The 12391-nt window shown below is 48.9% G+C and carries 11 protein-coding genes and 1 pseudogene; 1 reads left to right on the top strand and 11 read right to left on the bottom strand.

The genetic code is table 11. From position 1 onward, the window contains the following. Positions 1 to 59: 59 nt before the first annotated feature. Positions 60 to 1259, bottom strand: a complete 1200-nt coding sequence (locus MYS68_RS35785; protein WP_248930306.1) for an MFS transporter — start codon at positions 1257 to 1259, stop codon at positions 60 to 62. Positions 1260 to 1306: 47 nt separating this feature from the next. Next, complete coding sequence (locus tag MYS68_RS35780; RefSeq protein WP_248930305.1) at positions 1307 to 1750, bottom strand: nuclear transport factor 2 family protein; 444 nt, start codon at positions 1748 to 1750, stop codon at positions 1307 to 1309. 382 nt (positions 1751 to 2132) lie between these two features. On the opposite strand from MYS68_RS35780, the gene MYS68_RS35775 reads away from it, so the two are divergent. Further along, positions 2133 to 3218 (top strand): glycosyltransferase family protein, encoded by a 1086-nt coding sequence (locus MYS68_RS35775; protein ID WP_248930304.1) that lies wholly within the window; start codon positions 2133 to 2135, stop codon positions 3216 to 3218. 43 nt (positions 3219 to 3261) lie between these two features. Here the strand turns inward: MYS68_RS35775 and MYS68_RS35770 are convergent. The 9 genes and pseudogenes from MYS68_RS35770 to MYS68_RS35730 form a co-directional block, all read right to left on the bottom strand. After that, a pseudogene (locus MYS68_RS35770) lies at positions 3262 to 3459 on the bottom strand (23S rRNA (adenine(2503)-C(8))-methyltransferase ClbB); the annotation flags it as partial. A 169-nt stretch (positions 3460 to 3628) separates the two neighbouring features. Beyond that, a complete protein-coding gene (nagA, locus tag MYS68_RS35765) occupies positions 3629 to 4807 on the bottom strand; it encodes an N-acetylglucosamine-6-phosphate deacetylase (RefSeq protein WP_248930303.1) in 1179 nt (392 codons plus the stop codon). Between the two features lie 59 nt (positions 4808 to 4866). Further along, the gene (locus MYS68_RS38985; protein WP_248930302.1) at positions 4867 to 6252 is read right to left on the bottom strand and encodes a sugar phosphate nucleotidyltransferase; all 1386 of its coding nucleotides are present in this window, start codon (positions 6250 to 6252) and stop codon (positions 4867 to 4869) included. A gap of 11 nt (positions 6253 to 6263) precedes the next feature. After that, positions 6264 to 6986, bottom strand: coding sequence for an SIS domain-containing protein (locus MYS68_RS35755; protein WP_248930301.1), 723 nt, complete (start codon positions 6984 to 6986; stop codon positions 6264 to 6266). Positions 6987 to 7019: 33 nt separating this feature from the next. Then, positions 7020 to 8018, bottom strand: a complete 999-nt coding sequence (locus MYS68_RS35750) for an ROK family protein (protein ID WP_248930300.1) — start codon at positions 8016 to 8018, stop codon at positions 7020 to 7022. A 33-nt stretch (positions 8019 to 8051) separates the two neighbouring features. Beyond that, entirely contained in the window at positions 8052 to 9455 is a 1404-nt protein-coding gene (locus MYS68_RS35745; protein ID WP_248930299.1) for an APC family permease, read from the bottom strand. Between the two features lie 272 nt (positions 9456 to 9727). Continuing rightward, positions 9728 to 10462: a GntR family transcriptional regulator gene (locus MYS68_RS35740; RefSeq protein ID WP_248930298.1), complete on the bottom strand. Its 735-nt coding sequence runs from the start codon at positions 10460 to 10462 to the stop codon at positions 9728 to 9730. Between the two features lie 155 nt (positions 10463 to 10617). After that, a complete protein-coding gene (locus MYS68_RS35735) occupies positions 10618 to 11457 on the bottom strand; it encodes a carbohydrate ABC transporter permease (RefSeq protein WP_248930297.1) in 840 nt (279 codons plus the stop codon). Then, positions 11444 to 12322: a carbohydrate ABC transporter permease gene (locus tag MYS68_RS35730; protein ID WP_248930296.1), complete on the bottom strand. Its 879-nt coding sequence runs from the start codon at positions 12320 to 12322 to the stop codon at positions 11444 to 11446. Before MYS68_RS35730 ends, MYS68_RS35735 begins: the two co-directional genes overlap by 14 nt. Positions 12323 to 12391: the final 69 nt, after the last annotated feature.

Here is a 12391-nt window from a genome sequence, read left to right as displayed (position 1 = left end):
GGTACCCATTCTGGCACTCCCTTTCCAATTTTGCCTCAAGGTTAAAACTTGAATCCCGCTCAGTCTGCCAATGAAATATCGGTTGTTCCGGGACGCTCCCGCCGCGACAACCAAAGTGAAAAGCCCGCTGCAAAGAATGCGATTAACACACTGACGGCTCCCACCCAACCGATATGCTTCTCCGAGAACAGATTAACCGTAAAGCCGCCGATTGCCGCTCCAAACGCCATACCCAACTGCAGGATCGAGTTGTTCAAACTGAGCATAAGATCGGATGCCCGCGGTGCCAGCGTGATCAAATAAAACTGCTGAACCGCAACGGTTGACCAGGCGGATAAGGCCCACACGATAAGTAAAAGAAACGCACCGACAAGAGATTTCGCAAGAAAAGCCAGAAGCAGCAATATAGCGGCGTGCACAAACAGCCCGATCAGCAAAGTTCGAGGTACTCCCCATTTGTCCGTTCCGTATCCTCCCAAGCGGGCTCCGGCAATGCTGAACAGGCCGAAGACGAATATGCCCAAGCTCACCTGGCTCTGCTCCAGCTGCACCACCTTTATCAAATAAGGCGATATATACGTAAAGACAACCGAGTATCCCAAAATCCAGAATAAGGTGGCGAGCAGACCGCTCGTAATTCGTATTTCTTTAAAAAGAGCAAGCTGCCGGCTGAACGGAACCGATGCTTGGCCGGCGATCACAGGCACAGCCTTCGCGATCGCGATAAGAGTTGGAATCGCAAGCAGCCCAATCCCTGCGAAGATATACCGCCAATCCGTATAGCTAGCAATTAATCTGCCGATCGGCACTCCCAGCACAAGTGAAGTACTGAAACCCATGATGACGGCGGCTATCGCTCTTCCCTGTTTACCGGGTGCCGACAGATGCGCTGCAACTGCAAGCGATACGACGAGATAGACTCCCATACTCATGGCCAGCACCACCCGGGAGAGCATCATAAGCTCAATTCCCGAACTGATGAATGCAATGAAATTGCCCAGGATAAAAACAACCAGAGTATAGATCAGCAGCTTCTTGCGTTCCATTCTCGAGGTGAGCGCTACAAGCAAGGGAGCGCCAACCGCGATGACAAGCGCAAAAACGGTAACCAGTTGCCCCGCCACAGCTACGGATACTTGCAAATCGGCTGCAATCACATCGAGAATTCCGGCAACGACCAACTCCGACGTGCCGATCAAAAAACCTCCGGCTGCCAGCAAAGCGATTTTCCATGAATTCGATATTCCCGTTCCATTCATTTTCATTTCCTCCTCTTGGCTTCACTATTTATTATGAAGCTGATCTTTTAATTACCTTTATCATAGCCTTGCTGCTCGCGAACTTCTTGTAAGTTATTCCACACATTTTGTATGAACTTGCTTAAATGTCCCTGATCCTGCATCGTCTGCAGGTCCGCAAAAATAATTTGGTTCTCCCGGATTCGAAAGGTGTACCAAACATGAAATCGTCCCGTTCCCGGCGCTTCGGCACTCATGAGAACGCGTGCTCCATGCGGTAACGGAAATCCGAACAGCGCCTCGTATCGATATCCGATCACTTTTAGTCCGGCCCACGCCTTGATTGCAGATTTGCCGATGATTTCACGATTCATGTCAAGTATGACGGCGGAATCCGAGAAACACGCCGTCAACTCCCGCAAATCGCCGCGATTGGCGCTTTCCATATAAACCTGAACCGCAGGCGGAATTATAAAATTTCCGTAATCCGGTTCATCCTGTTGATCTTTCATTCTCAAGACCCCCTATGAAATGATGTGGACTTTATATTCAGTATAAAAAGCTTCATCATACGGGTATTGGACGATTCTCGTTTGTTTTTGTATATTCCGAGCTCACAAAGAAAAAACGCAGCAGCGGCCAAGGAAGCCATGGATACAGTTGTTCCAGCGGGACGAAGGCCGATTCCACCATATTTTTTATCGCTCGGTTCAATGTCCGTTCGCCGCCCCCCTTTTGCGAGAGAAATATCGGACAAAATCAGGGAATGGGCGCATACCGTTTCCAGATCAATGTTTCGACATATGCTTGAATAGATCACCTTGTTTCGATCAAACCAACGATTTTGAACATATTGCTTTATCCTTTATCCAATTACTGGAAGGAATGATATGAATGAGTACGAATAAACGGGAACAAGACAGTACTCAGGATTCCTCACGCCGTCTTGCCGTTATTGATACGTGGTTCCCGTGGAAACAAAGCGGGTTCCGCTACTGGGAAAACATGCAAATTTTTTCGCAGCGGCCGGACACGCTGTTCTTTGCCATACAACCTTACCATGACGAATTCCCGGCTCCCGTCCATCACTTCTCTCAATTCAAATCTCTCGCCGTCTCGGAAAGAATTACGGATATTTATTGCGTTTTTCTGAATCTGACACTCAGCTTGTTTGGCACGTGCTCTCTACCGGATGGGAGCAACATGCCGGGATCGAATCCGTCTTGGAATATCGGATCCTTTCTGGAAGAACGACAGATTAGGCTGCATGCGACAATTTATCCGGGCGGTGGGCTGAGTCCATTAACGAACCCGGAATTTTTGAGGATTGCGGGCCGTTATTGCTCCACGATTTTCACGAATGTTGAGGAAGTACTCCTTGCCGTTCCCGGAAGCTTGTACCATCCTGTAGTCATCAATACCGATTTGTATGATTATTCTCCAAAACTTCATCAGTTGCCGATACAGTTGGCCTTCTCCGCCTACAATTCCGTGCGAAAAGGGTTCCCACTGATGGCCGACGGTTTCAACCGGCTTTCGGAGCATTTCCATCTCCATCTCATTGGCAATTGGGACGATCATTTGCACTTATTGACAAACAAAAATTACACTTTTCATGGTATCCTAAGTCCTGAGCGGTTGAAATCCGTCTACGAGAAATGTCACGTGTTCCTCAACTGCAGCATTCCGGATCAATATGCATTGGACGGATTTCCGACAACGTCGGCTGTTGATGCCATGTCCACCGGATGCGTTCTCGTTTCGACGAATCCGCGAAATGACCGACTCATTCTCGAGCCTGAAAAGGATTTTATCGAAGTGCAGCCAAGCGGCCAGGCCATTGCGGATGCACTTTTCTGGATCAAAGATCATTTTGGGGAAGCGATGCAGATTGGAGCGAATGGGGCAAACAAGATTAAGAACCGTTTTGACGCGAAGCAAATTGTTAAATCGAAGCTGTCGCATATTTTCAGTGAATGAGTGAACTAATAAACCGCTGCTTTATGTTAATTTCCGACACCGGTTATTCGGAGCGGTATAGCTGGCCGCATGCCGCGTTAATGTCCGATCCGAATTGAGTTCGGACCGTGATACCGATCCCCTTTGACTTCAAAATCCGAACAAACGTTTTAATCCGATCAGGATCGGATGACCGATAGCTGTCTGGCGTAACTTCGGTCGAATTGAATGGAATCAGGTTAACGTGGTAGAGATGTTCCCCAGCGATTTTCGTTTGTTTTTGTATATTCCGAGCCCAAAAAGAAAGCCGCAGCATCGTGAATGCTGCGGCTGGAAACCCACATTGATTAACGCGTGAGGAGAAACTCTCTGGGGGACAAACCGGTAATCCGCTTGAAATGCCGGTTCATGGATAAGTGTAACTAAGAAGTTTAGTTCGAATCAAACACCTTTCTGCCCCCGACCCACGTCGCGGCTACGTCAAAGTTCCGGTTCAGAACCGTTATATCCGCGTCATATCCGGGACAAAGCCGCCCTTTTCGATCATCGATACCGAGAACCGCAGCAGGGGCCAAGGAAGCCATAGATACAGCTTGTTCCAGCGGGACGAAGGCCGATTCCACCATATTTTTTATCGCCCGGTTCAATGTCAGCAAGCTGCCGGCCAACGTACCGTCAGGCAGCGTCGCTTTTCCGTCCTCTACTTGGACGGATTGGCCGCCCAAGTCGTAAACTCCGTTCGGCATTCCGCCCGCTCTCGTACAGTCGCTGATTAGAATCAGACTTTGTTTTTTCAATCTGTACAGCAGGTTGGCGACGTGAGGATGTACATGAATGTTGTCCGCAATGAGCTCCGTTCGCAAACCTTCAAAATACATGGCTGCACCTACGGCACCCGGTTCACGGTGATGCAGCCCGGTCATCGCATTGAAGCAATGCGTAATCTGGGTTAACCCTGCTTGCAGCGCTTCGGCGATTTGTTCGAAGCCCGCTCCCGTATGTCCCGCAGAGACTGTAACTTTCCTCTCGCTCAAATACCGGACCACTTCAAGGGCACCCGGCAATTCCGGCGCCAAGGTGACGATTTTCAGAAGCCCCTTTGCTCTATCGTACAGTTTCTTTGCCTGGGATAGCGAAGGCTGCGTTATAAAACTTTCATTCATCGCCCCGCGGTACCGCGGATGAATCCACGGTCCTTCGATATGAATGCCTAACACCGCTGCTCCCGATTCGAAAGCCCCATCTTTTTCTTGAAATTCGGTTACATTATCGATCGCATTCAGCAAATCTTCCTCACTGCTTGTAATCGTAGTGGGCAAAAATCCGGTAACGCCGTAAGAGGCTAAAGCCGCCGAAATGGTTAGTAAAGCTTCCGGCGTTCCGTCCATGACATCGCACCCTGCCAAACCGTGTACGTGCAAATCGATCAAACCGGGCAAAATCCAGCCGTCGCTTATTTCCTCAACTTGTGGAATCGTCCCGCCATCCCACTCTTCCATAGGTCCTGCAAAAATAATGCTCCTATTTTCGGCTACGACCAATCCATTATGGATAACCCGGTTTGGCGCCACCAGGTTGCCCTTCCAGGCGAATCTCGTATTTTCCGCCATCTGTACCTCACCATTTAAAATGAAATAGGGGGGCCGAAGCCCCCGTGGTCGCGAAGCGATTACCAGCCGTAACGATGGGCTCCCCATTCTTTTTTTACGAGCTGTTGTTGATCAAGGTGGATCAACGTGTGCGACGGCACATCCTTTTCCACCAAAACGGCCGGTCCGATCACGCTGTTGGAGCCGATTTTGACGCCCGGCATATAAAGCGATGCGATTCCGGTTCTGGCATAGTCGCCAAAATAAACGGCGTTTCCGAACTTTTCCGGATATTCTGTCCTACCTTGCACCTTCTGCATTTGCGGCAAATCGTCAAACCGCAGTACGCCGACCGTAACGCCGGCCGCGATATCGGTGGAAGTGCCGACGACGCCGAAAACTTCTCCGTAGTGCGTAAAGCTCACATTATCAAAGGTGATCCCTTCAAATTCGGCGCAATGACCGATACGATTCCGGTTTCCGATTACGCTGAAATCCCCGATTCTACAGTAGTCCGTGATGACGCAATTGTCGCCGATCACCGAGTTGCCGCCTATGATAGCTCCATTGTCGACGATAGTTCCCTTGCCTATTCTTGCATTTCCTTTGATTTGCACATTCCTTCCAATAATAACCCCTTCACCCAGAACGACCTGCCCTTTAATCTCGGCGGACGGATGAATAGCGGCGGAATCCGGGATGCTGCTCTCTTTGAGAGCTTTGATTTCGTCGTTTAATACCAATTGAGCGGCCTGCAATAAGTGCCACGGTTTATCCAAATCGACGACGTCGGTTTCCGCGCAATGCGCGGTTACGCGAAGACCGTCCTCGATCATGATCTGTAACGATTGCTCAAGTGCCGCTTCCATCGGCGGCATAACGCCGACATTCACATTCGTCATAAAGCCGGGATTTTGAGCCAGCGCCGATTGCAGCGCTGCCGTTCTGACTGCATAAACGCCTAATAACCGATGATTCACGTAATGCGGACGCGGATGCCCATAGATCTGCAGCACCATCTTGTTGTTGACGTTGGCGCAAAACCAGTCTTGCGCCCGATCCTTATCCAGCGGTTTGACGAGAAGATCCGCATCGCTCCCGGATTCGGACGATTGCCGAATAAAACTTTGCATTGCAGCTTGCGTCGTGACGATATCCCCATACACAATCAGCAGCTTCTCGTCATTAATCATCGGCAGCAATCGTTCCAATGTATCCGCCGTCCCTTGTGGAGACGGCAACGAAACCACTTCAACGCCTTCGATTCCGTGGCACAGCGATTTCAAGCGTTTGTCGAGATATGCTGCCGCAACGATAATACGTTCAATTGACAGACTCTTCAGATGACCGATCATTCTATGGAGAACAGGCTTGCCGGCAACCGGCAAGGCGGCTTTGGGCCAATATTCGTTATAGGGCCATAGCTTGGAGCCCTTTCCAGCAGCAAGTATAATGGCAGTTTTCACCGGATCCGGCCTCACTTTACGTAGGTTTTAAACAAAAGATCGTTGTATTGGTCGGCACCGTCTAAATTGCTGCTTTTAAAAACCGGCGGCTCGAATCCCGCTGCCACCAATTCGTTTAAAATCGTCACCAACATCGTCTGCGCCAAGGCGATTCCGGCGAAGCTGGATGTCGGCCCCGTAGGCGTTTCCAGACCTTCCACGAAGAATGCGGCGTCACCCGTTTCCGCGCCGTTGTCCAAAATAACGTCGGCCAATTCGAACAATCTTTTGCCGCTTTGATGGCGCGAACTGACTTTTGAGGAATGCGACATGCTGGTCATGGCGATGACGCCCGCGCCCAATTCGCGCGCTTTGATCGCCATTTCCACCACGACGGCGTTTCGCCCCGAATTGGAGACGATCATAACCGTATCCTTGCTTCCGACTTCCTTCAGGTTGAGCAGCACTTCGGCATATCCTTCGAGGCGCTCCAGATACGTGCTCTTATTAGGCTCTTCATGCAGCATCAGACTGGGCTCCAAAATAGCCTTGATCAGCGCCAAACCTCCCGCCCTATTGTACAGTTCTTCCGCAATCATATGGGAATGTCCGCTGCCGAAAACGTAAAACCGTCCTCCGGCCAGTATCGACTTTTTCACTAATTGAGCCGCTTGCAGGATGCTTTCCTGCTGGTTCAAAACAGCCTTCTCCAAATGTTTCATCAAGTATTCGCCATATTTTTGAATCATGTTCATCGTGTTTCCCTCCGTCTTATCCTTTTATCTAATCTACATGTTCGATTGTTTGCTTTTCCCCGCAATGAGCCGTTTCGCTCCCCATAACCCGCTCTTGTCTCCCAGCTCCGCGGCTTTCACTTGAATACGGTCTTGCTGAACCTTGAATAAATGTCTGTTCATTTCGGATGTAATAAGCGGAAGCAGTACGGCGCTCTGCCGCATCACCCCCCCTCCGAAAACGATGGCCTGCGGGTTCAGCACATGCACCAAATTGGCCGCTGCAATCCCCAAATAAATGCCTGCATTTCGGATGATAGCCTGACATGCCGAATCCCCTTGTTCAGCCGCTAAAAAAACCGTCTCTGCCGACACTTCGTCCATCCGACCGTTTGACAATCTCGCCACAATATCCGATTTGCCTTGCAAAAGAAGCTGCCTTCCTTGCAATCCGATCGCAGTGCCTGAAGCAATCGCCTCCAAGCAACCGCTATTTCCGCAGGAACAAAGGGGCCCGTCGGGGATCATCGTCATATGCCCGATTTCACCCGCCAAATCCTGATGACCGCGGTATACTTGACCGTCCATGATAACGGCTCCGCCGATCCCTGTGCTAATCGTGATATACACAATATGCTGCATACCTTTACCTGCGCCGTGACAAGCTTCACCGATGCCGGCACAATTCCCGTCATCATCGATGTAAACGCTAACTCCGCCGCACTCCGCCTGAAGCCGTTCAGCCACCGGATAATCGACCCATTTCAGATTGCCGGTAAAATGCACGATTCCTTCTTTCGTATTTAGCGGCCCCGGCACGCTGACGCCAATTCCCGACAACGTTCTGCAGGACAAATTCAGTTCCTCTTTAAGCTCGGTAAAAGTGGCGGCTATCCGCTTCGTAATATCGTCGGGTCCTTTCAAAGCATCCGTGGAGATACGCTTCGTCGCCAACAGTGCATCGTCGGAAGCGATTCCCGCTATTATTTTCGTGCCTCCGATATCGACCACTCCATACAAATCTTCGTGCTTCCATGTCGGTCTTTGCATCATTTCTTGTTAATCCTTTCGGTTTCGTCAGGCCGTTCAATCGCCTGGATGGTTCATGATCTTTTCAAGACGGTCAAGCATGTCCCCGCCCTTCTTTCGCAAACGGAATCCCCATATGATCCCGGCTGCGATGTAAAGCACGACTAGCAGCAATATCAGATTATACGGCCAAGGCGGCAACGGAAATACCGTTCCATATATCGGCAGCAGCATGAACAATCCGCCTATCCCTGGCATGATGGCATGATGCCACCAATTAAAATGCAATGGATCATGTTTTTTCATAAACCGGTATAATGAAAGGGAAGCGATCACATACAAGAGCAAAATAGGCAATGTCCCGAAAGATCCCAGAAAACCGTAACCATTCGGATATGGCCCGAATAAAATGCCGATCACCAGAGCCAGAACGATCGTACAGAGGGCAACCAGATGAATCGAATTTTTGGGGGCGGCGAATTTGGGATCGATTTGGCCGAGAACTCTCGGCAAAACGCCGTCGCGGCCCATGGCGAAAATCACTCGCACCGTCGCGTTGTTTAGTGCCAAACTTACGGCAAATGCGCTGAGAATGCCCGCAATATCGACTGCCCATCGCATGCCCGTGCCGGCATATCTGCTTGCCAAGTCCTCCATCGGAATCGTCGCTGCGGCAAAATCCGCACCCTTGCTGGGGCCATAGCCGATTGACATCGCATAAGTCATAAAGATATAAAAAATACCGACCCCGATAACCGAGCCCCATATCGCCCTCGGTATATTTTTACGCGGATTCGATGTTTCTTCGGCAACTGTCCCCGCCGATTCAAAGCCCATAAACGTCATCATGGCGAATATCATCCCGAAGAAAACGCCACCCCAACCTGTCGGCGAATGCTGCGGCGTAAATACGGACCATGTGTTTCCTTCCGCCCCGCCTTTCGCAATAATGGAGACCGCGACGATGACGAGAACCAACACTTCAAAAGCGACGAAAAACAAATCGGTCTTCATCGAGTTGCTTATTCCCCGCAACGATAACCACCATATGATTCCCGCAAACAAGAGAGCGATTGCAATCCAGCTGATCTCAAACCCGAACAGCGACTTGCACACGGAAGACGTAAAAAAAGCCGCAGCCAGCAAGTTTTGGGGATAAAAAACGAAATATCCGCTGAATAGAAGCCATCCCGAGACAAACCCGGCTACTTTGCCGAGCCCCGCCGTATTATAGGCGAAAAACGAGCCGGCGTGAGGCAATCTTTTGGCAAATTGTACGATCGTATTGGCGACAAAGAGAGAGCCGATCAACGATACGATGAATGCAAGCGGCACGGCGCCGCCGGCAGTTTGTGCGACAACCTGCGGAGCAAACATCATCCCTGCAGCCGGAGCCATAATCGCAATCGACATGGCGATTGCCCCCGGCCAACTTATAGCATTCTTCTTAAGTTCACTCATGCAAATCCCCCTTCAATATAGTCTAAGCCGATGTTATCGTTTGCCTTTCTACTGGAACGGTCTGAATGGTTGACTCCTCCTTCGCTGGATTCAATCTTTTCATCACGAAAACAAATATGATATCTGATAGAATTTAAATAGTAACTCTTCAGATGAGTTAATTATATCACGATTCCTTTTCTCCGCAACACTTTTTTTTGGAAATCGCTTCGGACAAACAAAAAAAAGCCACTCACGCGGCTTTTTTTGGTCGTTGAAGGTTGTCACAGCACCTACTTCATGTTCTCTGCACGGCGAATCACTCTGAAATTAACCAATTGGGGATGATAATAGTCGTTTGACGTTATCGCAATATTTCCTGAAGAGTCATAGCAAACCTCCTCTAACAATAGAACAGGTTCACCTACGCGGATATGAAGCCTTTGACTGACCGCCTGGTCCGCTGCCATAGCCCGCACGGTAGTTTCCGCAAAGCTGATCGTTGAACCGTTTCTCTTCAAATACTCCAATAGCGAGCCACTCTTCAGATAAGCCTCCAGTTCATCGATCGCCAGCCCCTCATCCTTGAACACGTCGATCGAGAATACGACGGGTTTGCCGTCGGCGGTTCTGACGCGTTCCAGCACAATAACCGACATTCCGGAAAAGTCGGGAAAGAACAGCTTGGAAGCATGCGCCCTTCGTATGTTCACGTACGAAGTGGAGGGCACGAAACCTGCGTCTTCAATCACTTTCGATACGCCGATGAAAGATTCAAGCCCGGGCTTTAACTTGTAAGCGGGACCCGAAACCAATATTTTCGTATTGGCTCCGTGTCTGACCTGAATAATCCCCTGCTCTTCCAAATGACGAAGAGATTCTCTTATCGTGCTTCGGCCCACCTCGTAAATGATCGCAAGCTCATTTTGAGGCGGCAAATGATCCGAGTATTTCCCTTCCCGTATATCGTGGTTTATTTTATCCGATATAATGCGGTATAATGGCTTTGACTCGTCTGAAGTGTCCATCGGATACCTGTCCTCCATTGGTAAACAACTTTGCAAATTGCATCGTCACAGTCGTATGCATTATAGCATATCGTCAAGTTTTTACCAAGACAGAAGAGGATATCTTCATAACGCTTCATTCAATGCCTTAAGCCTGTTTCGGGCGTCATATACCATCATTTCACGGCGCCTGCCGTCAAACTGCTAATAAAATATTTTTGCAAAAATAAAAATAGGACGATCAGGGGCAAACTCGATACGATGGACGCCGCCATCATATCGTTCCATTCGATTTTGTAAAAACCGTTAAGCTGAGCAATTCCAACAGGGATCGTTTTCATGCTCTCGGATGTTGTCAATATAAATGCGAACATATACTCGTTCCAGCCCACCAGGAAAGCATAAATCGCTGTGGCCGATAATCCAGGTAAAGATAAAGGAAGAATGATCTGCACAAATGTGCGCAGTCTGCTGCAGCCATCTATCATGGCAGCTTTGTCAAGCTCTTTAGGGATGCTTTGAAAGTACCCCATCATCATCCAAGTACAGAACGGTATCGTAAACGAAATATATACCAGGATCAAGCCAAGATGGGTGTCGATTAAACCGAATGATTTTAACACTTTGTAGAAGGGGATCAACAGCATAATGGAAGGAAACATTTGCGTCATTAATAAAAAAGTAAGGAAAGTACCCTTCCCCCGGAAGTTAAACCGTGAAGTTCCATACCCGGCTAATGCGGAGAAAAGTAAAGATATGACGGTAGCCGTAAAGACAATGAACACGCTGTTTGCGAAATATTCTGCGAACGGATACTCCTTCCATATGCGAATAAACGAGTTAAACGAAACCGTGTCCGGTATCCATTTCAAAGGCGTGGACATCACATCCTCCGACCGCTTCAATGCTGTGGAAGCCATCCAAAGCGAAGGAATCAGCACGAACAAGGATGCTATGATCAATACGATGTAACTGCACAGGTTAAGGAGCAGCATTCTGATTCTAATCGTTGTCATGGTTGAGCATCCTCCTGTATACATAACCTATTAATGTACAGACGAACAAAACGATAACCGCCATTGCCGCAGCCTTGCCAAACTCAAAAAATTCAAACGCCGATTTGTAAATATCGATACTGACGATATTCGTTTCGTTTGCCGGCCCCCCCTGCGTCAAAAGCCAGACCACAGTGAAATGCTTAAACCACCATACCGTGTCTAAAATCAGGGAGACCAGTAAAACAGGAAGCAAACCGGGGAGGGTGATGAATCGAAAGGATTGCACGCCGGTGCATCCGTCAATTTTAGCGGCCTCATATAAATCCTCGGAGATCGTCTGCAAACCGGCCAGCACCATTAGCATTAACATGGGAAATCCCTTCCAAATACAAACGACAACGACAGCCCAAAAAGCGACGTCCACATTGCTCAGCCAAGAAACAGGCGCCGATATCAAATTGAATTTGAACAAATAATGGTTCGTTAACCCGTACATCGGATTCAAAAGCCATTTCCACAGCAATCCGACAACGACCTCCGGCAGTAACCAGGGCAAAATAAGAATGGCTCGGAAAAGCGTTTGCCCCGGGAGTTTTCTATTTAATAAAATGGCTAAGCCCAATCCAATAACGAAGTGGCCGCCAACGGTCAACACCGTAAATTTCAAAGTCACAAAAATCCGCTGTAAAAATTCAAGATTTCCAAATATATCGCCGTAATGGCTGAACCCGACAAAATCCCATTGGTTCAGCAGATTAGTATTAAAAAAGCTGATGTACATCCCATATAAAAGAGGGTAGGTTACTAATAACATTAAAGTGACGATTGAGGGCAAAACAAACAGGTATCCGCTGATGTGAGTTTTCCCGGACAACTCCTTCATGAAATTACACTCCTCCAGAGTCGTCTGGAGGGACATTCGGTCTCCTCCAGACGTCCGATTTCAATTGAA

This window comes from Paenibacillus hamazuiensis, assembly GCF_023276405.1.
GTDB lineage: Bacteria > Bacillota > Bacilli > Paenibacillales > NBRC-103111 > Paenibacillus_AF > Paenibacillus_AF hamazuiensis.
This window is presented reverse-complemented; position numbering and strand designations above follow the sequence as displayed.